The 23,767-nt window shown below is 40.9% G+C and carries 15 protein-coding genes; 5 read left to right on the top strand and 10 right to left on the bottom strand.

What is annotated here, in order from left to right:
- Positions 1–6 precede the first annotated feature (6 nt).
- The 4 genes from HX021_RS13965 to HX021_RS13950 all read left to right on the top strand — a co-directional run bounded on the left by HX021_RS13965 (position 7) and on the right by HX021_RS13950 (position 5,897).
- Entirely contained in the window at positions 7–1,542 is a 1,536-nt protein-coding gene (locus tag HX021_RS13965) for a PKD-like family lipoprotein (RefSeq protein ID WP_286591022.1), read from the top strand.
- Positions 1,543–1,781: 239 nt separating this feature from the next.
- Positions 1,782–3,266: an aspartyl protease family protein gene (locus tag HX021_RS13960; RefSeq protein ID WP_286591021.1), complete on the top strand. Its 1,485-nt coding sequence runs from the start codon at positions 1,782–1,784 to the stop codon at positions 3,264–3,266.
- A 48-nt stretch (positions 3,267–3,314) separates the two neighbouring features.
- Complete coding sequence (locus HX021_RS13955; RefSeq protein ID WP_286591020.1) at positions 3,315–4,541, top strand: thioredoxin family protein; 1,227 nt, start codon at positions 3,315–3,317, stop codon at positions 4,539–4,541.
- A 12-nt stretch (positions 4,542–4,553) separates the two neighbouring features.
- Positions 4,554–5,897 carry a TlpA family protein disulfide reductase gene (locus HX021_RS13950; protein WP_286591019.1) on the top strand — a complete coding sequence of 448 codons (1,344 nt, stop codon included), beginning with the start codon at positions 4,554–4,556 and terminating at the stop codon, positions 5,895–5,897.
- A gap of 84 nt (positions 5,898–5,981) precedes the next feature.
- Here the strand turns inward: HX021_RS13950 and HX021_RS13945 are convergent, their stop codons facing one another.
- From HX021_RS13945 to HX021_RS13905, 9 genes are all read right to left on the bottom strand, one after another.
- The gene (locus HX021_RS13945; RefSeq protein ID WP_286591018.1) at positions 5,982–8,459 is read right to left on the bottom strand and encodes a phosphocholine-specific phospholipase C; all 2,478 of its coding nucleotides are present in this window, start codon (positions 8,457–8,459) and stop codon (positions 5,982–5,984) included.
- 173 nt (positions 8,460–8,632) lie between these two features.
- Entirely contained in the window at positions 8,633–10,156 is a 1,524-nt protein-coding gene (locus HX021_RS13940) for a SusD/RagB family nutrient-binding outer membrane lipoprotein (RefSeq protein ID WP_286591017.1), read from the bottom strand.
- Positions 10,157–10,178: 22 nt separating this feature from the next.
- Entirely contained in the window at positions 10,179–13,523 is a 3,345-nt protein-coding gene (locus tag HX021_RS13935) for a SusC/RagA family TonB-linked outer membrane protein (protein ID WP_286591016.1), read from the bottom strand.
- Between the two features lie 3 nt (positions 13,524–13,526).
- A complete protein-coding gene (locus HX021_RS13930; protein ID WP_286591015.1) occupies positions 13,527–14,483 on the bottom strand; it encodes a FecR family protein in 957 nt (318 codons plus the stop codon).
- 56 nt (positions 14,484–14,539) lie between these two features.
- A complete protein-coding gene (locus HX021_RS13925) occupies positions 14,540–15,094 on the bottom strand; it encodes an RNA polymerase sigma-70 factor (protein WP_286591014.1) in 555 nt (184 codons plus the stop codon).
- A 345-nt stretch (positions 15,095–15,439) separates the two neighbouring features.
- Positions 15,440–17,023, bottom strand: a complete 1,584-nt coding sequence (locus HX021_RS13920) for a DUF3843 family protein (protein WP_286591013.1) — start codon at positions 17,021–17,023, stop codon at positions 15,440–15,442.
- Between the two features lie 262 nt (positions 17,024–17,285).
- A complete protein-coding gene (locus tag HX021_RS13915) occupies positions 17,286–18,086 on the bottom strand; it encodes a tyrosine-protein phosphatase (protein WP_286591012.1) in 801 nt (266 codons plus the stop codon).
- Between the two features lie 168 nt (positions 18,087–18,254).
- A complete protein-coding gene (locus HX021_RS13910) occupies positions 18,255–20,273 on the bottom strand; it encodes a hypothetical protein (RefSeq protein ID WP_286591011.1) in 2,019 nt (672 codons plus the stop codon).
- A 6-nt stretch (positions 20,274–20,279) separates the two neighbouring features.
- Entirely contained in the window at positions 20,280–20,978 is a 699-nt protein-coding gene (locus HX021_RS13905) for a hypothetical protein (RefSeq protein WP_286591010.1), read from the bottom strand.
- A gap of 396 nt (positions 20,979–21,374) precedes the next feature.
- On the opposite strand from HX021_RS13905, the gene HX021_RS13900 reads away from it, so the two are divergent.
- Positions 21,375–22,019, top strand: a complete 645-nt coding sequence (locus HX021_RS13900; protein WP_286591008.1) for an HAD family hydrolase — start codon at positions 21,375–21,377, stop codon at positions 22,017–22,019.
- Between the two features lie 163 nt (positions 22,020–22,182).
- On the opposite strand, the gene HX021_RS13895 is transcribed toward HX021_RS13900, so the two are convergent.
- On the bottom strand, positions 22,183–23,688 hold the full coding sequence (locus HX021_RS13895; protein ID WP_286591007.1) for an alpha-L-fucosidase: 1,506 nt from the start codon (positions 23,686–23,688) through the stop codon (positions 22,183–22,185).
- Between the last annotated feature and the right edge of the window lie 79 nt (positions 23,689–23,767).

The following is a 23,767-nucleotide window of genomic DNA, read 5'->3' as shown; positions in this document are numbered from 1 at the left end:
CCTAACATGAAGAGATTACTATTTATCATAATCATTTGCATTTCAGTGTTAAATGCCTTCCAATCTTGTCAAAAAGATCTTGGAAATTATACCTATACCGATTTTGATACGTTGAAGATTGGTGGAATTGACTCGTCCTACCTTGCTTACAATGAACAATCATTTAAGATCGAGCCGAATCTGAACCTCTCAAGCGGTGGGAAGGTAGATCCTAGCAACTATACCTATGAGTGGTATACCATTAACCAAAGTTCGACAGTATTAAACGGTGATAAAAAGAAAGTTTTGGGCAACAAGCTAAATTTAGACACAGTTATCAGTTTAGCCCCAGCTAATTATCATTTACATTTAAGGGTTCGCAATACATCAAACAATACCCTGTCAGAATTTATCACAAAACTCAGTGTCACTTCTGTCCTTTCAAATGGTTGGCTGGTCCTTAGTAGTATCGATGGGAAATCTCGATTGGATATGTTAAACTACAATTTAACAACATTCAAATACGAATTTTATCAAGATATTCTTAAAAACTTTGCAAGAACGGAGGTCGAAGGTGCTCCAAAACTGGTTATGTTCCTGAATGATAGAGATGCAATTCAAAGCAAGTATGTCAATAGAATTTACGTGGGGACTGATAAAACAACCATCAGTTTTGATAACCAGCAAAACACTTGGACGGATTTTCGGAACTTAAGAAAGGAGATCTTTCGGGCCACGCCTGAAGCTTATCACGCAGAAGTTATTCAGCCTGTCGGAGGTGGTAAAAATATGTGTTATATATTAGATAGTGAAGGGGTACTCATGCATCAAAATGTGACTCAAAACATGCTATATGGGTCAACAATCAATCGTCTAAATGGTGGAGTCAGGCTCAATATTTCGAAATTTATTGCTCCATATTATGGAAATTACAGTGCCTACGCTGTAGTTTTCGATAAACAGAACCAACGTTTCTTAGTTCATAATAGTACAAATTACACCTTATTGATTCCAAGCTCCAGTGATCCTGAACTGTTTACACCTGAAGACATGAAAATGGATCTGGTTTATATGGAACGTGTATTGACCGCTACCAATCAATTCTATGCATTGCTGAAAAATCCAACGAATAATAGATTAAAACTGGTACGCTTTACCCATGATGGAACAGTCTTCAATCCTTTAGCCGTTGACGACATTGAAAACCCCTATCAAATGGAATCTGCAGAATGGATAGCCGCCGATCCGACCTTCGGATATATCTACTATACTATGGGCAGCAAAATATACCAATACGATCCATTTAATAAAAAGCATAGTCTTGCATTAGATGCTGGCACACGCCGAATATCCAAAATTAAATTCCAAAAATTGGCTTACATCATCGGAAACAGCCGATATAACGAATTTGCAAAAAGACTGATCGTATGTACTTATGACGCTATTAGCCCAAATACAAGCGGTAAAATGGATTTCTATGACATCAATTTATCTGGGGCACCGAAGCTGGCCGAATCATACAGCGGTTTTGGCAAAATCGTCGATGTCTGTTATCGTGAATAGCCAACAATAATATAAAACAAATAACAACCCTATCTTCAAAGATTTGGCATGCACCCAATTGTATCTATACAGCGCCAAAGAGTCTGGCTTATTAAGCCTAAAGAAGACTATGAAGATATATTTTTAAAGTATTTCACGTTTATGTTTGCCTTAGCAGCCCAACTGGCACACATTCCAGTTGGCTGCTTACGGTGATATTATCATAACAAAAAAATGTTACTACTTAGTAAAGTGATTATATGAGCAAGATTAAAATTAAAAAATTGATCCTCCTTGGAACATATACGGTGAACAGTATTATTGCGACTGCGCAGACCATCCCAGCAAAACTGCTTACTGCTTTTGAAAAAAAAGATACCTCACTGCTGTCTGATGCTCTAGCACCAAATTTCTCAGTTGCAGGACATACCGGTGAGGGAGCAGACTTCAGGTTAAATCAGATCATTAACAACTATCCATTAAAAGCAATTCATATACTGTCAAAAAAGAAAACCTCGAAAGGGGAATTGCTGCAAATGGAGATCACTGATGCCAAAGAAAAGACATCTACTTCCCAGGCACTTGTTGATCCGCAAGGAAAATTAGTCCATTTCAGCCTATTTGACCAGCTTTATGGCATGAAGCGCAAAAATAAGTCAACATTAAGGGCTGTCATCCCCTTCGAAAATAAGAATGGCTCCATCTATCTCCAAGTGAAGATTAATGGCTCTGAAAAACCATTACGCCTGTTATTTGATACCGGCGCAGATGGGATGGCTGTCAGTCAGCAACTAGCAGATGTTATTGGTCTAAAAGTCACCCGAGAGAATAGCGCTTCTGTCGTTGGCGGTCATGCCAAAATCCAGGTATCCGACAACAATACCATCTTATTGGATACGCTGAAACTTGGCGGGCAAGGTATTGCTATTTTTCCTGAGATGGGTAGAGATGGTGACGGTATCATCGGTAATACATTAATCCGGCAGTTTATTACCCATATCGACTACGACAAAAACCTGTTGTCATTGTATGATTTTGGTGATTTTCAATACCCAGGAAAGGGCACTCCAGTACCGATTATGATGCCTGCTGGCGTAATGATACTTCCGGGGCAATTGGAAATCGTACAAAATAAAAGTTATCCTGGACATTTTGTATTTGACACCGGAGCCTCCTATGACTTGATCTGCTTCCGCCCTTTCGTCCGTCAGAACAGACTGCTCGTCAGCGGGTTCAAACCCGAGGCTCAAGCTGCTACAGTGAGTATGGGTGTATCTTCCCCTACTTTTTCAGGTAAGAGCTATCAATTTACGATCGCTTCACTTCCAGCGATGAAAAACTTACCCGTAACATTAATGGGGGGAAGTGCGGCGAATGAACAATGGAAACCCGGATTTGATGGCTCTATCGGTGTCCGTCTGCTCAGTAGGTACAATATGACAATCAATTTGGCTGAAGGTGAAGTTTATTTCTCCCCCAACAAATTGCATGCGCTACCTTCGGATTTTCTAATAAAAAACTATCAATTTGGTTGGGACAATACGGGGCAATTGAAGACATTGGGCCGAGTAGGTGCAACCGAAACCCCAGAAGGCATACAATCAGGCATATTGATCCAGCGTATAGACAACTATACAGTGGACCAGCTCACAAAAAATCCGGCATTTATTGAAGAAATCCAGGCGAAAGCCCATGCAAATAGCATCTCTATTACCTTAGCCGACAATAGCACAATAAGTATTTAAACAAAGAGAAGTAAGGAGATATACTTCTTTTTTCTAAAACGAAATCAGATGAAAAGGATCATTTTTTATATTATCATAACCTGTTGTGGACTTTCGCGCCATACATTGGCCAATGCACAAGAAAAAGCCTTTCAAGGAAGTTATGCTGACTGTCAAGCACAGGCCAAAAAGGAAAATAAACTTATCTTGGTCGATCTTTATTTTGTCGGTTGTATGCCCTGTGCGGAAATGGATAAACAGGTATTTCCTGCTCCTGCAGTCAGCTCAGAACTCGCTGCGAATTATATTCTCTTCAAAACCGATGTCATGAAAGAGATGGATGGCAAGCGATTAGCACGAAAATATGGTGCCCCGGGGTTCCCTACTTATGTGATTGTCAATCCAGACGGTAAAACTATACTGACCGAATCTGGCTTTTTCGATGTCAATCGATTTGTGTCCCTGTTAAAGAAAGGCGTACAGCTCAATGTGGCCAATCAATATTTGGCTTTTAACCGGTCACTGGATAATCCATACCCTGCGGCCTATAGCGAGCGTTTTATCAAAACTGGCGAGCAGCATACTTTTGCCGAGTTAGAAGGCTATCTTGATCAGCAAAAAGACCTCTTCCATGAGACGGCTTTTCTGGCCAATTCCGTAACAGGGTTTCCAAAGTACAACAGCTGGGCTTATCATAACCTGCCCAAGCTGATCAACATGTACGGTGGCAATCTCCTCCGAAACAAAATCACAGCAGTGGCCAAAGCAAAAAGCAGACAATATGGTACAGCGCGGCAATTAGACAGCCTACAGCACATGTTGGCCTATATACGACCTACTTTCAATGATAAACTATGGGCTATATTTCTCCCGGGTTTCATCACCGATTATTATAGCGGTTCTAAAGATGCAGCCACCTATTTGACATTGATAGATAAATATAAGATTTTCACTACCTGGGACTTAAGGAGCAATGCCCTGGGACAGGTTATCATTGACCAGGCAGAAAAACCAGAAATATTACAGCAATTGTTGGACGAATACCAGCAACAACAACGTAAACAGCCTTTCGATGCAGTGGATAATTACCGGTTAACCTTATTGTATTATTATCTAAAAGACTATGCCAGAGCTGCTCACACAGTCGATGCCCATTTGCGTACTGATCTGACATCGACCGCAGTTGCCACGCGAAAAAATGAAATTATCGCATTGCAGAAAGCCATTGCAAAAAAGGACAGCAAATTATTCCAGGCAAAAGACATCAAGAAAATTATTCCATTTAACCTTAGTTAAACAAACTCAATCATGATTAGAAAAACCATTTTACTAGTTTCGACCCTTGTTTTCTCTATGATCACATTGGCGCAACAGCCCAGTAATGTTACTGGTACTACGGACCCTGCAAAAGTAAAGCGTATTGGCCTGTTTAAGGTGCTCAACGGGCGGTTAAAAGAAATTGCAACGTCGGTTCCTGATGCCCAAGGTAGGTTCGGTTTTCGCTTCATCCCTGAATATGAAGGGCTGTACGCTCTCGGTTCGGGCAACGCTCTCAGTCAGCAGGGAGTATTCCGCTTTTACTTTAAGGGTAATGACGATCTACATATTCGGTTAACGCAAAGTGATTATGAGCTCACGGGGAAAAATACAGCTGAAAATGAAGCATTGTACAATTGGGATAAGCAGTCAAAAAGCTTACATGACAAAGGGACGACACCTGGGGGCATGAGTACCTATGTAGATTTCTTCCCAGAAGTGGAAGAGTTTAAAGGGAAATTAGACGGTATCAAGAAAAGTGTCAAAACCGGAAATCCGAATTTTGATAAGTTCTTCCCGGAAATTGTGGATTATGACTTTGCATATTATGCCATTTCCTATTTATACATGCCGCGTACCGCACATCCGAGCAAAGAAGAAATGAGTGATTTTTATACACAGTTTAATGCCGACCGGTTTTTAAGCCCCGAACTACTCAAATTCCCGTATGGAGATCGTTTTATGAGCAATATGATTTATCGTAAACTAGACTTATCCACCAAACCTACATTCGATCAGCAAGTGGCCGCCATAGGTCCTGATGTCCTTAAGGGACAATATGTTTTGCAGCGCCTGGAAAGTGCCCGATCCTACAGTGATTTTCAGGAAATGAACGAGGCCTACAAAAAGTATTTTACATTACCCGAGCAGGTTGATCGTGCCAAGGCGGTAGAAGCCAAATTGGTCGAAACAAAAACAGGTCTCCCTGCATTTCAGTTTGGTTACCCTGACATCACCGGCAAGAAAACAACGCTTGCTGATCTCAAAGGAAAAGTCGTCCTGGTCGACATGTGGGCAACTTGGTGCGGGCCCTGCCGTGGTGAAGAACCGCACTGGGAAAAGCTCAATGAAGAGTTTAAAGGAAAACCGGTTGCGTTTGTCGGGGTTTCAGTTGATCAGGATAAACCCAAATGGGAAGCCTATGTCAACGAAAAAAAATTGAAAGGAATCCAATTGCATGCAGGGTCAGACAACGAGTTGTCCAATGCTTACAAAGTCAATTCTATTCCACGTTATATTTTGATAGACAAACAGGGGAACCTCATTTCAGCGGATAGTCCAAGGCCCAGCGACCCTAAATTGAAGGCTTTACTTGAAGAATGGAGCAACAAGTAAATGATATTAAATTGATCAACAAAGGCTATCACATGATAGCCTTTGTTGATTATAGAAAGTCCTGGCACTAGTTACTCGTTGTTATTATCCCAATTGCGGATCGGTCTTTGAGTGGTTTCCTGTTTCTACACGACCAGCAAATTGACGGGCAAAATCAGATCCCTCAATATGCACACAGATATCATACCATCCATTGACTTTATGAGATTCGATGAGCCATTTCGCTGATTTTCCAGCAGGTAAATCAGTCTTCTTCCGCCATGTGCTATAGGCATTATCCTTTACCTCTACCTGAAGTGATTTACGTCCATCATTATGGGCTTCCAAGATAATATTGCCTGTTGGCAGTCCTTTTTTACCGATTTCATAACGTGCCGTTACAGACAGCTGTTCATCCTTCCCCTGAAATCCACGCATAAAACCATTCGGCCCATATACAGTCAGATCATAATAACCGTCTTTAAAATCGGCCAAATTCCAATCAAACTGCAATTCTTGCCCTGCGACTACTGCAAAAGGCCAAAAATTCACCCCTTCCTTGTAACTGGGACCGCTATAAACATTAAATGGGCTGTTCAATGATTTTGCACCAAAAAACTGATTTCCGGCACGCATCCTTAGTTTGATTTGTCCCCCCGCCAGATCAATAGATTCATTGGCATACAGCTCATACGCAAGTGCATTAGAATTTTTCTGTCCACGCTCCTGTTTTGCCAGCAAGGTGGACTGTCCAGCTGACCGCAGCTGTGCTGCATCCTCCTGAGACCAAACATGAAAATTGTTTGGTAGCGGTTTAGACTTCGCCTGATCTATTGTATAAATCTGTTCATTACGATCTAAGAAAGGAAGGTCTACCACATTGGTTCCCTCAGCTTTTCGGAATACAGAAGTCAAGTCTCCTGTAATAGCTCGCCGCCAGGAACTGATATTATCTTCTTTCACCTGTTTACCGAGTTTCTTTTCAAAGAAATGTTCCATAAACTGAATTGTCGATGTGATATCACAGATTTCTGAATTGACCCATCCTCCTTTGGACCAGGGAGAGGCCACGATCAATGGTACCCGATAACCTAGACCTACGGGGCCTGCAGTAGCATTTTCCTTTTTCTCACCATCTGCAAGTTCCTGTTCTAAACTCACATATTCACCACTATAATCTAATTCAGGGGAGGTTTTTCCGGAGCTGACATCTGCTGGATTTGGGGCCACAAATGGAGGAATATGATCAAAATAACCATCATTCTCATCGTAGTTGAGGATAAAGATTGTCTTTTTCCAAATCTCAGGGTTTTCAGTCAGTATATTTAAAATTTCTGACACATACCAAGCACCATACATCGGTGCGCTGGGGTGATCCGAAAAACACTGCGGAGCCACCAGCCAGGATACTGCGGGTAATCCTCCAGATTTGACATCCTTTCTAAATTGGTGGAGCACATCCCCTTTGGGAACCTTAATCTGCTCCCCTTCATGGGTAACAGATATTGTCTCACGATAAAACTCATCACCTTCATTTGTCTGAAATGCACGCGCATGGAGGGTCTGCTGTTCTTTTGGAAGCTGCTGAAAAGCTTCTTCGGTCAACCGCTCCAATTGTTTCTTGTAACTGCTCAGTTGTTCTTGCTTTTGCTTAAGCTTATTTTGCGTTTTCTGCACACTGTCTGTGCCATTATTGGCCAATGCTTTTTCAAGCTCCTGGATCTCGGCAGGTAATTCAACGACACGTTTACGCATAAAATCCAGATGGCTCTTTTTGAATTCGATGTGATACTGCGCAAACCACTCCAGGTTGTTATCTGTAAAATTACCCAATAGCTCTTCACCATTTAGGCCGCTCTCCATGCTGACTTCATTCTGGTATACTTTCCATGAAATACCTGCTTCCTCCAGACGTTCCGGAAAGGTTTTCCAATGTGCCCAACGATTGAAATAGATATCTGAATTGCGTACCAAAGGCTTCGCTCCTTTATGTGGGACACAGGTTCCGGTCCAGAAAAAGTGCCGGTTGGTTGTCGTACCTGTAATGGAAGAACAAAAATGTTGATCGCAGATGGTGAAGGCATCTGCCAAGGCATAGTAGAAGGGGATATCCTCCCGTGTATAATAGCCCATTGTTAGTGGGATCTCACTGAGGACTTTTCCTCCGGGGCGCTTTGCTTCAATCCAGTTATCATGCTTCCCCTGATTACGGGCTGCCATTTGATTTTCCCATGAATGCGGTAAATTTCCAGTCCATGCCGCATTTGAGTTTTTGATATCTAATCGGAAAGGTGAATAGGTTTTGCCGGAAGCCGACGACTGCAACCATACAGGGTTTCCGCTCGGTAGTTTGATTGCCCTAGGGTCATTAAATCCCCGAACCCCGCGAAGAGTTCCGAAGCTATGATCAAAAGAACGGTTTTCCTGCATAAGCAGCACAATATGCTCGGCATCCAAAAAGGTACTCCCTGTTACAGGCTCAATGGCCAGGGCGCGTTGAATGGCATCTGGCATAGCATTCTGTAAGCCAAAAACACCAGCCAACAACGACGCTTTCTTAATAAAATCTCTTCTACTATCCATAACTAAAAATTCTTGTCTCTCTTACAAATACATTGGTCTATGGACGAATATATCCATTACCACCCGTTTTTTATGTAACTATTTTAATAAATAATCCCCGCACACGATTGATATTGTGCACGGGGACAGTTATCTAATGCTAATGAGAAATCAACAGCATAAATCATCTTGATCTATTTCAAAATCCACATCAACTGATTGATTTCATCATTACCCTTGTACTGACGTTGCATGGCTTCATTCAGATTTTCTGCATTATAATTATATTCCAATGCAGGATAACGCCAACGTACCGGAATTTTATCAGGAGCTACGGCATTCAGGCTAGATGCTGGATTAATCTTCCATTTGGGATATCCGGTTCTTCTATAATCATAATAAGGGGTCATACGTCCCTGCAGATAACTCGCTAAATATTTCTGTGTGATGATTTCTTCCAATTGCTCTTCGAGCATAGGGGGAAATTCATTACCATAAACATTCAATGCAGCATTGATATATGCAGCATCCAATGGCATATTGTGTGTATATTGAGCCGTATTAGGCGTATTTTCAGCAATAAATTGCATCGAAGCTTCGATCCCTTTTTTGTACCAGTCGACTGTGGATTCAGCCACCCAACCACGGGCCGCTGCTTCCGCAATGACAAAGCATAAATGTGCATAGCTGTATTGCTGTGTTGGCTCACCACTGACGAGCTCTGTATAGCGGTCATTTAGTTTAGAATAATCATTTTTCTTTTTTAATTCGGCAATTTCACTGAAAGAGAGTGAAGGGTCAATACCAACATATGCATTAAAATCATTGGACTGTTTACCGTTCTTAATTTGTAATGCAGATGGATTTGCGTAGTAAAATAATCTTCTGTCCTGATATTGTTTTAGACGATCAATAATTTCGGTTGACACCACGGGATAAATCACAAAACTATTACTTATCTTATAAAAAGGATAAGTTTGACTTGCTTTATCTTCATGAATAACCTGAAAATTATCTGCATTGCTACCGAAAATTGGTTTATTAGCCAGAATAGTTTTAAAACGTTCTTTAATATGAAGTTCTCCATCATTTTCCTTTTTACTTAACTGAATTAAAACATTCAATGCAAAACTGTTTACCAATTTTCTCCATTTCGTGACATCACCACCAAATATAGGATCACCATCAAATTTAGCACCTTCGGCAAACAATTTGTCCGCAAGTTCCAACTCATTCAGAATCCCAAGGAATACATCTTTCTGAGTATCATACTTCGGGAAATAGATTTTATCAGATTCCCCTTTTAGTGCATCATTATAAGGAATATCCCCAACGCTCATGGTTGCTTCATAAAACTTCGTCGCCCGGGCAAAGTACATCAGACCATTGTAAGAGCTCTTGAGTTGCTCATCGGTTGCAAATTCACCCATAAAATGAGCATCATTGATCGATGTCATCGAAATATCCCATTCACCTAAACTGTTATACTGATATCCTTCGGTCAACTCCGTCCAGGCAATTTCTTTGGTCAACATATAAGGTTGCATAAAGGATTTTGTGCTGGATTGACGTGCCAAATTTAAAATGATACGGGTGGCCAACATGGATGGTTTAACAACTGATGGTGTCTCAGGATTAGTATTGATCTCATCAAATTTGGAACAACTTGTGGATATCATCAGAGTACCCAGGAGGATATACGTCAATAATCTTTTCATGTTCATCTGTGTTTAATAATTTTTAGAAAGTTAGGTTAATATTAAAACCAATGTAACGCATGGACGGCGAGTTCAGGTCTTCAGATCCTGTATCTGGATCTGAGAAACGAAATTCTTTTGTCCACAACAGCAAATTTTGACCAGTTACACCGATACTTGCACGTTTGGCCTTAAATTTCGACGCGACCTTATCTGGCATCCGGTAGCTCAATGACAATTCCCGCAATTTAATAAATGTCTCATCCCAATAATTCCAACGTCCTGAGTAGGCAGTTTTATAGTATCCCTCATAAGACACCACCTGATCGTTCGGCGCAAATACACGGGTATCCTCAGTAATCTGGCCATATCGATCATAAGTCACTGCCCCAGACACAATCTTCATCCCCGGAGCAATAAAAGTTTTATTTCCATTGACCACTTCTTCATAACGATAAGGTGTATCCGAATCTGGATGCGAGCCCGTTTGCCACAAACGTTCATTCATGGTCGAATAAGACATTCCTTTGATACGTCCATCAAAACTAAAACCGAATGAAAAATCTTTATAACGGAACTGATTGGAGAACCCCCAAAACCATTTGGGTGCAGTGTATCCAATAAGTTGATTTGCATATTGTGCAGAAATTGGCATACCCGAACTGTTAAGCACCAATTGTCCATCCGGAGTTCGCTCCCAATCCCTATCTTCAATATAGTCGGCACGCAGACCTTCTTTTACATATAATGCATCTTTTGAGTATTGTGGATCCAACCGATGGAAATAACGCATATTCTGAGAAAAGTTTACGGTTACATCCCATTGAAAACTCTCTTGTTTAATAGGGGTTCCACCTAGTGTAATCTCATGCCCCTTCGTCATTTCCTCTTCTTTTGTATTGATAAGCCGCTCCTCAAACCCTGTCGTTTTTGAAATTTTTGCTTTGACAATCTGATTATGCAACAAACGATAATAGCGTGTATAATTACCGTATAATCTATTGTTTAAAACAGCAAAATCAAACCCAAATTCTGTTAAATCGCGTTGTGTTGGGGAAATAGAATAATCTTTGATAATATTTGGATATGATGCTGTTGGCAATCCATCCCAAACATTACTTGTGACCGAAAAAGTTGAATTCACCTCATACGGATCTAGGACAGATTTAGTGACAGCCCAAGATCCCCGGACCTTAAACATGTCCAACCACATCGGTTTTGATGGCAGTAGATCTGTAACCACCACACTTCCTGAAACAGAAGGATAGAAATAAGAACGATGTTCCCTGCTCAGGGTTGACACCCAGTCATTCCGTCCTGTTGCTTCCAAAAACACCGCGTTTCGCCAAGACAAAGAAAGTCGTCCATATAAACCATTTCGCATTTCCTTAACGCGGGACTCGACCACTTTAGCTGGATCTATTGAATTTCGTAAGGAATAATAGCCAGGAATGGATAATCCATTCGCTGTATTGGCGATCATATTATTGTCTTTACGATAAAAAATAGATCCACCCAGTAATCCATCTACTCCCCAGTCACCGAAGTTTTTCTTTGCGGTGAAGATGGCATCGTTGGTCGTTGCAAAGCCATTATAATCGGCTCGCATATATTTGCCTTTACTATCGAATCCACCGAAATCCTCAAATCCACCCCGAGTTCCATAAATCCCAATTGGGTTTTGCTGCGTTCTGGTTTTACCATAATAATCGTATCCCGAACGTAACATAAATTTAGCCCAGTCATTGACTTTATAATTTAATGTTACAGCGGCATTGACTTTATTGATCAACTCGGGAGTAATTTTCTCATTGGCGATAAGATAAGGATTATCATACCAACCTTTATACATCCAATTTTGGGATTGATCTTTGACCAGCCAATAATCCTTATAATCTCTCAAATTATATTCTGGACCGGTCCAGACCAAGATATTATATATATAGCCTTGGTCTCCATAGCCTGATCCAAAATTGGTAGAAGAAGAACTTCGGTTATATCCCAGTCTAGTCTCAAGGTCAACTTTTTCGCTGATCTTTGTGGTTCCTGTCACTGAAATATTCGTCAAATTCAGCTTCTGATTTGGATATTGTCCTTTATTATAGATGTGATTGATAGATGTTCTTATACTTCCATGCTCACCTTGATTTGTAAAACTCACGGTATTGTTCGTAATAAATCCCGGCTCCAGAAAATTCTTGAAATTATTTCTCCCTCTTGAAGTGAGCTCACCTACTTCATATTGCTTACTGATTGGATTCCATTGCTCCGCTGTACGGCCAATATCAAGCTTATCTCCCCAGACATAGTCGTCATTATTAAATTTACCCGACTCTCCCGAAGAGTAGCTGTGTTGTACCTCAGGTAAGGCAAGATACCCCGAAAAGAACATATTATTGGTATTCACTGTAATTTCAGTTCCTTTTTCGGCTAAACCTTTTTTGGTTGTAATCATGATAGCGCCACCTTCACCTTTACTTCCATAAAGTGCAGTAGCAGTCGCTCCTTTCAAGACAGTCATATCTTGTATATTATCTACGGGGACGTCTCTCAGATCCATGTTTTCGTATGCAACCCCATCAATGACCAAGATCGGGGTGAGCCCACGAACCTGGATCTCCGGGGTTTTGTTAAATTCGGTACTGTTCAATACCCTAACCCCGGAAATACGTCCTGTTAGCGTTGTTCCGACATCTACCCCTTTCACACGAGTCAGGTCCTCTCCTTTCACGCTTTGTGTGGCGTAGCCCAAGGCTCTTTGCTCTCGTTTTATCCCCAATGCTGTTACAACAACCTCTGCTAATGCTTCGGACGATTTCGCCAATGTAATTGTTCCCGCCTGTGCAATCGGAATCTCCATAGTTTCGTATCCTATATAGGAAATCTGAAGAATGGTATTCGCTGTGGTATTCGACAATTTAAAGACCCCATCCTGATTTGTTGTTGCAGCCACAGCAGTGTTCTTTACACGTACAGTAACACCAGCAATCGGCGCTCCTGTTTCCCGATCAACGACTTTACCCTGCACCTCCTTTTGTTCTGTTACCGACCTTGTATACGCAGCCTTGGAGCTGTTTGCAACTTTCTTCGAAATAACATAGAGTTTATCGTCAATTTTCTTAACCTCAAGGTTTCCATCTGAAATCGACTGGATAAATTGGATAATCTGATCTTTTTTCAGTTTTTCAACATTCGCCAATTCATTCACTTTTTGGCTGGCTATTGAGGCATCATACCCGAATTTAATATTGAATTTCTGTTCCATTCTGGTCAGGATCTTTCCTATTCCTTCGCCTACTGAAAACTGGGAGGCCATGGTTTGAAATGCTAAGGATTGAAATAGCAACGCTCCCCCCATAATTTTTAAATAGTAATTGGTTCTTTTCATAAATTACTTTTTATGGATAATTGTTTGATTAAATGCTGTATTGAGGATTTTTAAAGATTTTTCCAGATCACTGGCCGGTAGATAGCCGGTAAAGCTTCTCATCTGGAATGAATCTATTAACTGTAGATTTTGATCTGGGTATAGATTATTTAGGTCGTCCACGATCTGAGCAAGTGGAATCTGGTTAAATGACAAAAGATCACTCTTCCAAGTGGAGGCTGCGACAGTATCCACCGCTGATACTTTGAATTGCTGATGCTGCACATCATAGGCTACTTGCTGTCCTGAATGTATGATGGAATGTTGTTCGTCGTGCGTGACCTGCACTTTGCCATGGTTCAGCATCAATCGGGCTTGTTGAGGTAAACAAATGAGATTAAAGGCGGTCCCCAGCACACGGACATCAAAATCACCTGAGTTTACGATAACAAATGCTTTCTTTGGATTTTTTGCAACCTCAAAAAAGGCCTCACCAGATAACCTAATTTTACGCAAGCTGTCTGTCCTAAAGTCAGAAAGCACATCTATCTGCCCTCCCTGACGTAAGGAAATACGTGTTCCATCGGATAATGTCAACCGTTTGACAAACTTTGTCGAGTTGGAATACTGCATGAATACATCATCAGGACGCGCTGGTCTTGATTCAAAGAGAAGATAAAATAACCCTACAAAAGCAACCAATAATAAGGACGCCGCAACAGCGATACTGGCCCATCTCCGTTTCCAGATAGGTTGTACTTTGGGACATAATTCGGCGCCAGTGATGGCATAAAAAATATCATCAGAAATCGATTTATTGAGGTCACAGCTGCGATCAACCAAGGCAATTACTTCTTCCAGTTCGGGTAGCTCATCTGGATCACAGGAAGTCAGTAAGTCAAGAAAGATGGTATTTTCCTGCGGGCTCAGCTCCCCAAGCAGGTATTTTTTATATAATGCAGCTATCTTTTTGTCTTTCATCAATATCGTCGTTTAAATACATATACGTACCTGAAGGACGATAAGACGATGCTGGTTTAAAAAATTCTTAAAAAAATCATTAAGGCTAATGAAATTTCAAAATGATCAAGGATATATTGCCGGACAAATTTATTTCCCTTGACCAATTGATCCCTTACCGTGTTTACGGAGATACCTAGACGGTCTGCAATTTCCTGATTGTCCAAGAACTCTTCTTTACTCATCAAAAAAATCTGAAGACGTGCCGCCGGAAGCTTTTCAATAGCTGCTCTATATGTCCGTTCAAGATCCTTGAAACGGATAGACTCTTCATTAGAATTGTCGACCAATTTGTCTGAATGAACCGCATCGACATCGAATTGGAACCTTACCTTTTGTTTACGGAGTTCATCAAAAACCAGATTCCTGGCGATGGTATAGAGATAAGATTGGGGATTCTTTGTTATGTCCACTTCTTCCCATTTCTTCCAGATTCTTGAGAAAGCTTCCTGAACCAGATCTGCCGCAGCAGCATCCTCTTTAAGATGCAAAAGAGCATACTTGTATACCTTATCTTTATATAATAAAAAGAAATTTTTAAAATCCAGGACTTTGTAATCTTCAATAGGCATGCTTAATCACGTATAATTGATGTTACAAGTTTAGGTAGAATTTTTTAATATATTTTAATGAAAATGTGAAGTCAGCCCATAATCTTTCTGATTTATTGAGCCCTTAACGTGTAGGATATATTGCCTTTATATTGGCATCACCATGCCAAAGTAGCAGCCCTAAACAGTTTTTGACTGCGGCGATTTAGATAAAAAGAATAAAGTTTCCTTGATCGATATACTGAACGAGCTGCGGAAAAACAGGCAACAGCAAAACATAATAGATCAACAGGAGGGACAAAGGTGATGATCGAATAAAGGACAATTCCTCGAATTGGCGAAGACCAATTTCGAGGAATTGTGGCATTATTTTAATAAGGGGAATGGCCCAATGAAGTAGCTGCCCCGTTTATAAAAGCGAAGGAAAAAATCCAGTACAGCTTCATTCAATGGGAAGAAAAATTGCTTATCAACCGTCTCTTTGAACAGGCCGGCATAATACTTAGGCAGTTCGCTCGGGAAATAATCTTCCACCAAAAGATTCAAGAAATAGCGCGCAAATGGTATTTCCGCATCTGCTTCCTTGTTCATAAAGGGATTATGTGGCAATGGAAAAAACTCTTCTATTCCACCAAAAACCTCCAGTCCGGTTTTAGGATTAAAAAACACGGTTACTTTAGCATCATCCGCAATATCTAAGTTAGACTCTGGCAATGGTGATTCCTCTTTACTCGGATATTTTTGTTGATACTTCTTAAAAAAATCAATAGCAAAATCTTTGACTTCCCTTCCTTCCATAAAGGCAACGGCCGCACCTTGCTCTGCTTGGAATAATTTTCCCATGTCTTTCAATTGCTTTTCCGTTTTCTTTAAGGTCTTTTCCTTCCCATTCATGGCCTCAATACGATAGGTCATTTCATACTGTTCGGGTAGCTCAAGGTTGACCTCCTCTGGATTTACGACAGTCATGATCCCAGATAGGTTCCAGGCGTCTTTCCAAGGTACAATTTCCATATAGAAGGACAGGGACTCTGTTGGCGCAACAAATTCCTGAATGGAATCTTTATGGATCTTAAAAGCAGTTTTTGTACCGATATGTTTTACATGCACAAAATCATCATCCGTTTTTACATAGTCAAAAAAGCTATGGATACGATTGCCCATGGTTTTTACGGTATGATAAAGACCATGATTCCGGCCAATCACCTCTGCAGCAAACTCAGACGATTTAAGTGCAAACAAATGTAATCTATAATTATTGAAATGATTATCACGGACACGATAGACCATTTGTTGCAATTGAACCTGATCATGTTGATATCTTCCCAATTCTGCAACCTGCATTAAGTGATTCAGATTGGTATTATATTCTCCCGCAGTTAGGTAGTTGGTTGCCACCAGTTTTTCAATAAAATTACGGACTTCAAAATAACCTGCCCCCTCATCAAGCACATATTCCGACTTCAGCTTTTCATTTTCTGGGGCTACCTCATAATGTTCCTCCAGAATGGCATAAGCCAAATCCGTTACCAACTGGATCAAACGTCCATGTGGATCAATAAACAGGTGCGGATTCCGTTCACTAAAAAATAGCCAGGTTAATACCGCAACATCTTCACTATTGATATCCTCCGGAAAATAATCGTTTAGATCATCGTCCTGAAAGAAAGGTAAGAATTGATTGTACAATTCTTTATGGATGGTTCTAAAAGCGGTGAAAATTCCGGTATGCGCAATGACATCCTCCAAATAACAGGTAAGATAAATGCTTAAGGTCTTTACTGCATCACGCTGCACGAGATCATTTGTCTCCTGGTCTTCAAACCATAACGTCGACAGATTTTCGTTGATTTCATTGGCAACCTTTAAATAATAGCTATCGATCTCGTTTGTTTTTTGATAAGTATGGTGTGCGATCCAATCTTGAATAAAAATTCTGTTTCCTTTCATCTATAAATATTTTTTTCCATCCGGTAGATGGTACTTAACATGTTCAAAATTCATCGTTACTGATATCCTAAAAATGAAATTTAAACATGGACTGTTTATCTGAAAAATGCTAGATCCAAAAGTAGCCAAATTTTCGAAATATCCACGATGCAAGATACAAACGGAAATAAAATAATCCAGCGATAGTAAACACAATACGCAATAAACAAAAATAGATGCCCGTTTGGGCATCTATTTTTGTTTATTGCGTATTTATGAACCTTTATCCGGCCGCAATCACATTATCGGTATTTCCCAGATGATCTTGAAGTGAAGGATTTAAGATCGGGCATGTTTTTAGTAAATCTCGTACCGGATATTTAGCCACCACATCTTCCAGGGCAGCTAGATGACGACTGTGATGTGTATCTGTACCCACAAAATCATACATCCCGGATTTGATCATCGTCAATGCCGCAGACTTTACTTCCACACCATAATATCTACTGATCGACAATAGGTTCAACTGAAGCATACAGCCTGCATCTTTGATCTGCTTATACATGTTAAAATTATAATGATAATAATTATAACGTTCGGGGTGGGCCAAAATAGGCTGATAACCCAGCTTTTGTATATCCAAGATCGTTTGGAATAAAGCTTTAGATTCCTGCAAATAGGACATTTCAATCAGCACATACCCGCCAGGCATAACACATAATTCATTGGCATCAATCAATCGCGCAATTCCGTCGTCAATCATATGCTCCGCAGCATGAAAAATCTCAGGGGTATTGGGTAGATGCTTTATTCCTTTTACTAATTTATCTTTGGCATCCTCAATGGTCTGCATTGAGTTTGGATGAACACCTTCCATGATATGAGGGGTGCAGATAAATTTCTCAAATCCCATCCGCCCCAGACCTTTTAATAGCGCAATGGACTGTTCAATAGACTGACTTCCATCATCTATTCCTGGTAGGATATGGTTATGCATATCTACCTCTAAAAAGGCGAGCTTACCTACAACCTTTATTTTTGAATCCTGAGTTTTGTTTCCAAACAGTTTTGAAAATATCCCCATATCATAAAAGTATTAATATCATTTAGCTGTTTTTCTTATCCGTGGATAATAAAACGCAAAAATAATATAATCAGTTCAAATCACCTTAATATTATTTTAACATTGTAAAGATATAACTATAATATTACAGATGATGTTCCAACAACAATTAATTGTAACAAACAGCATTTACTTTTTGTTCAATTCAGCCAAGATCTGATCAATCAGGTAACTGATGGCGCCCTCTTTGGTCTTTGGTAATTGTGTGGACATTTCTGCTTCCATGCGATTGCCGACAATTCCTTTTGAGGTAATGGCCGTACTTCCATATTCATTCAGTTTGGCTACCGTTTCTTCCCATTGTTTGCCGGGGCTAACGCCTATTTCCTTTAACATCGTTGGTAATTTCTTCAGATCAAATGCCGCAGACATTTTATTTTGCTTCATCAATTTGACAAAATCTTTATTCGTTGCCACGGTCATTTTGTTTTGACGGATATCATGTAACGCTAAAGAGTCGTTACTCACCAGCACCAAATCATCTTTTAACAGGACATACACAGGAACGTCCATTGCTTTCTTAGATGAAAAGACATAAATACCATCCTGCATCCTTCCGGCCGCTTTTGAAACGGCAAGGTCTAGCCCCCGCTTGATCAATCGTTGATCCTTTGAGGTAAACAACCAGATAAATACAGGTAGCGTTTCATCTTTCGTTTTCTTCACTTCAGTTGCATTGTAATCGTCGTCATAGGTATAATCAATATATTCTTTTCTGAATTTCCGTACACCATTGACAACAACCAGATGGTCTCCGGGCATCACCTGAGCAATTGCTTTTTCATCCAGGGCGATCTCCAGCGCCATCAATCCCCATTCCACCAATTCTCGTTGTGCCCCCAACAGTCCTCCATAATATTTCGACATATAAATCGGCATCTCCCGCAGGTAGGCTTCCGAATTAATATTGATATTGAAGAAGCCAAATGTCTTGTCCGTTAAATATTGTTTAAATTTAGGGTTTGGCTTTCTCGCATACATACGTTTCGACATTGCCGCAAGCTCCTTATCCAATCCGACCGAACCTTTCAGTTTCAAAACATCACCCTCCTGCAATAAGTCCAATACACCGTCCTGATATCCTGTTTTAAATTTATCGATATTCATGCCCAGGTAATAATATGGAATCGAACTATAAGGGACGAGGTTATGATAAAGCTGCTCTACATGGGGTATATATAGGCGGACCAATCCCAAGTTTTTAAGCACTTTGCTTTGGTCGACAGCCGGAAGTGCTTTATAGGATGCTGACAGAAGACGTGTAGCCTCCTCCGTCAGCCATTTATCCCGGAGTACATTTCTAATGGAATCATTTTTCTTATTTTGGTTCTCATAATCGGTATATAACGAATCGTAGTAGCTCGGGTCGTGCATCGCAACCTCCTCTTCAACAGTTGTATCGGGAAAGGTTGCGTCGGTTTCCTCTGCGTTTCCAACGATGATTGTGTCAGGTTTGACGACATCAATTTTTGGTGGCGCAGGCACTTCCAGCGCTTTCTCATCCCATACTGCAGCTGAATCCACGATCGCTGATACTGAATCAGCGGCGGCATCATCCCAATAATCTTCTACAGCTATGGCCGAGTCTGCGACAGCTACATCGGCATCACTACTTGGGCTCATGTATTCCACCTTCCTTATACCATAGCGACCTGCAATCGAATCATTATCCAAAAATGAACTATTTATTGTGGCCGAAATAAAACGGGCAACGCGATCGTTATAAACCAGTACACTTCCGGCCTTCAATGCAACACTGGTATAACCATGGGCAAAAGGTCTGGAATCGCCAGCATCTTTCAATAAAGCCTCAAACTGACTTTTGTTCATCAAAGGGAAAATAAACTCGGTGAAATTCACACTGTCCGTCTTTCTGCTATAAAAATAGGCTGTTTGTGACAAATCAACCCCCATATTCTTGATATCACTGCCTACCATCGCGCCCCGCTTCTCCATCCGGTCAAAAAGGCCTGCTTTCTGCAGCAACTCATTTAGCTTATTTGCATTGGCCTTTTGGATGATTTCCTTTACGTTGAATGCTGCAATGATTTCAGCATCTTCGGGAATTTGCCCGATCAGATCCTGTGATCTCACCTTGCCTATCCAGGACATACATACCAGCCCCACCAACAAAAACTTCAATTTCATAAGTTATTATTTTATTAATGTAATTTTATTTGCCAAAGAGGATCTACCATATACAAGATCTGTAAATGGTACTTTCAACAGCACAGCTTTCTTATTGGCTGCTACTTTTGCTTTATTGTTCCCTTGCGCTGCTATCGGTTTCTCGAAACGAACAATCTGGGTATAGAAAGCATCTGCAAACTGTGTGGTGTTGTCGCTGCCCAATTGGTTGAATTTGGTTTTCCAGTCTGCAGAAGCAACAAACTTCCGCTCAAAGACATTTCCCTGATAATAATACCGGTTTGAATTCGATATCTTTGTTTTAAAACGATTCGCCAAAATATCTGAAAAAGCATTCAACGACTCAATCTGACTGAAATCGCAGGAGATCTTAACGACATAGTTTGTGAAATCTGTCTGGTACTGTACATTGCTAATTCCTTTTGTTTGTTTAAGGAGCTGTACCGCAGCCTTTATTTCCTTTTCCATTTCGGCCTGAGAAGGTATCCGAACCCCCTTAATACTTTTCATTTTCAGCAGTGAAGCAACTTTCGTTTTACTTTTGCTTAGATTCATTGTCGCTGCAATATGACCGGATCCATTTGTTTTTAGGTCAATCTGCTCCACAAAATCAAAGCAGCTTGACAAACTGAATGTCAACAGCACTAGACAGATAAATCCATAAAATCGCATCAGCTTCCCTTTCTCATTAAATACTTTTTTCATCCGTTTTAATTATTTATGAATCTTTAACCTGATCGGTATAAATGCGCTCGCTATGCTCCCAACAGGCCGCTACAAGATCAGCAATAAGCATCTGTTGTTGTGTGCCAATTTGAAGCAAATGCTACGCTATAACAGTTCGGTATCGATTAATAATTTATTCCAATCAATATATGTTACGCAATACAAGCAAACATTGTGCTATTTTTTCTTCACAAATTTATGAAATACAATAGGGTATCTTACTCCCTGATTTCAGGGGAAAATGAAAGTCCAGAAACTACTCCGGCCTTTGTAAAGGCCTGTTTTGCGCTGGCATACTTTAGTATAATCACGAAAAGGCCATTTAATCCATGTCTGGCACGTCAATCAGTCATCATTTTTTACTAGATTTAAGGCATGAAGCTTATTATATTTGACTTAGACGGAACATTATTAGATACATTACAGGATTTGGGTGACAGCTGCAATGCCATCCTTCAGCAATATGGTTACCCGGTTCATCCACTTGAAGCCTATAAAAAATTTGTGGGTAATGGCGTCCGGACACTCATCGAACGGGCTCTTCCCGAAAATGCCCGAACCGACGAAACCATAAGCAGCTTACTCACAGCCTTTAAAACATACTACGAAGAAAAGACGATTGCACATACCCATCCCTATGCCGGTATTATTCCTCTGTTAAATACACTGAAGTCATCTGGCTATTTGATTTCCATTGCATCCAACAAATACCATGAGGCTGTCCTGCCATTGATCGGACAATATTTTCCGGACATTCCTTTTGATCTTGTGCTGGGACATCGTGCTGGGCATCCCCCAAAACCAGATCCTGCGATTGTGATAGACACACTCCACACACTCAATGTCAGGAAAGAAGATTGTTACTACGTTGGCGATTCATCCGTGGACATGGATACTGCCGTTCATGCTGGCGTAACAGCAATAGGTGTGACCTGGGGATTCCGAGATGAAGAAGAACTGCGTCAACATGGTGCTGATCATCTTATCCATCAACCACATGAATTGCTAGCTATTCTTTAAGATGCCTCTGATTTTGTTTAATCCCTTTCATTTAATATTTGGCATGATAAAAATTTCTGGCCATCGTATCGCGATGGGCGCGATTTGTTAAGAGAAGGGGCTGTCCAAATTTTTTTTGACAGCCCCTTCTTTTAACATCAGGTGATTTAGAACATACTGCTCATTACATTTTTGCATCCATCAGCTTTTCGGTTTGCGTCTTCGGATTACCGAGTTTCATTTTTATGACAAAGGCTTTCTCCGAAACAAACGATGCTGGAAGTACGACGTCGTAATAGGTATTCTTGTCGAGATCCAGTCCAATATCAGCATGTTTGACGTCCAATGACTGACCATTCTGAAGCAGGACAGCAGATATAGGTACTTCGGTCGCCTTTTTGGGGACAGCAATGCGTACAATATTATTGACCGGTCGATTAAACACGGTGAGATAAAGGTTATCAGCTTTTTTCGTAAAATATCCCAGTTTGGATGGTGCCAGCCCCGCATGCCTCACGCCATATACTGCTTCCCCATTGATCTTGATCCAGTCTCCGATCTCTTTGGCCAATTTATCTTCTCCCGGATGCATCTGTCCATTACCATCCGGCCCGAAGTTTAAGACAAAATTACCGTTCATCGAAACACAGTTCATCAATAAGTCTATTAAATCATCCGAAGTCTTTGTATAGATCCCGGACCAATCTTTCATGTAACCCCAGCCATTCGGCGGGATCGTCATCACACAATCCCAATCCCTTCCTTCCAGCCATTCAAACTCTTTTGGCATTTTCCGTTCCCAACCCTGTTCATAATCGCCCAGCATATCACCATTGGAATCAAAATGTCGCTTTCCGAACTCATCATTTCGGAATCTGCTGCCAATAATCAGTCCCGGATGTTTCTGGCGAAGCTCTTTTTCCAGATTATAGGTAAAGTCATAGGCCTGAATCCAGGATTTATCCCAGGTCCCGTCAAACCAGAAGCCCTTGATCTGTGGATAATTTTGCAATAATTCCAGCAACTGATTACGCGTATATGCCAGGAATCTATCAAACCTGGCTTTCTCGTCGGCAGTGGTCGGAGCTTTAGACATATAGTCAGGATTGTTCCATTCCAGAATTGAAAAATATAAAAACACATCAATTCCCGCGGCAGTATACGCATCGACAACCTCTTTGACGATATCTTTCTTGTAAGGACTCTTTTTAACGGTATAGTCTGTATATTTTGAAGGCCACAGCGCAAATCCATCATGGTGTTTGGTCGTGAATATCACATACTTTGCCCCCATATCCTTGGCTTGCTTAGCCCATGCTTTTGCATCAAAGCCTTTCGGATTAAACTGTTTGTACAGATTATCATAGGTCTTTTTCCAATCCTTTGGGGCAGTGGGCCCACTCCAGGTACGGATCCATTCCGATGCAGCAGCTCCTTTTCGGGCACTTACCCCCTCCCATTCGTTGCCGGGAATTGCATATAGGCCCCAGTGAATAAACTGTCCAAGACCGTAGTTCCGGAAGCGCTCCATCGCCTCATCCGTCCGATGTGCCGGCGTTAGGGGACCGTATTTTACTTCAATTCTTTTTTCTGCTTTTTTGCGGGGGCCAGTCCACTGCGCGAAAGAGGTCTTTACCCCCAATAGCGCGCTTCCTAAAAGCAAACCTGCAATTAATCTATTATATTTCATGTATATATGGTTATTCATTTGTGCTTTATTTTCGAGGGCATGAATGAGCTCGCTGCGCTCGGTTATTCATTTGTGTCTA

It is taken from the genome of Sphingobacterium sp. N143 (assembly GCF_030325625.1).
Lineage (GTDB): Bacteria > Bacteroidota > Bacteroidia > Sphingobacteriales > Sphingobacteriaceae > Sphingobacterium.
This window is presented reverse-complemented; position numbering and strand designations above follow the sequence as displayed.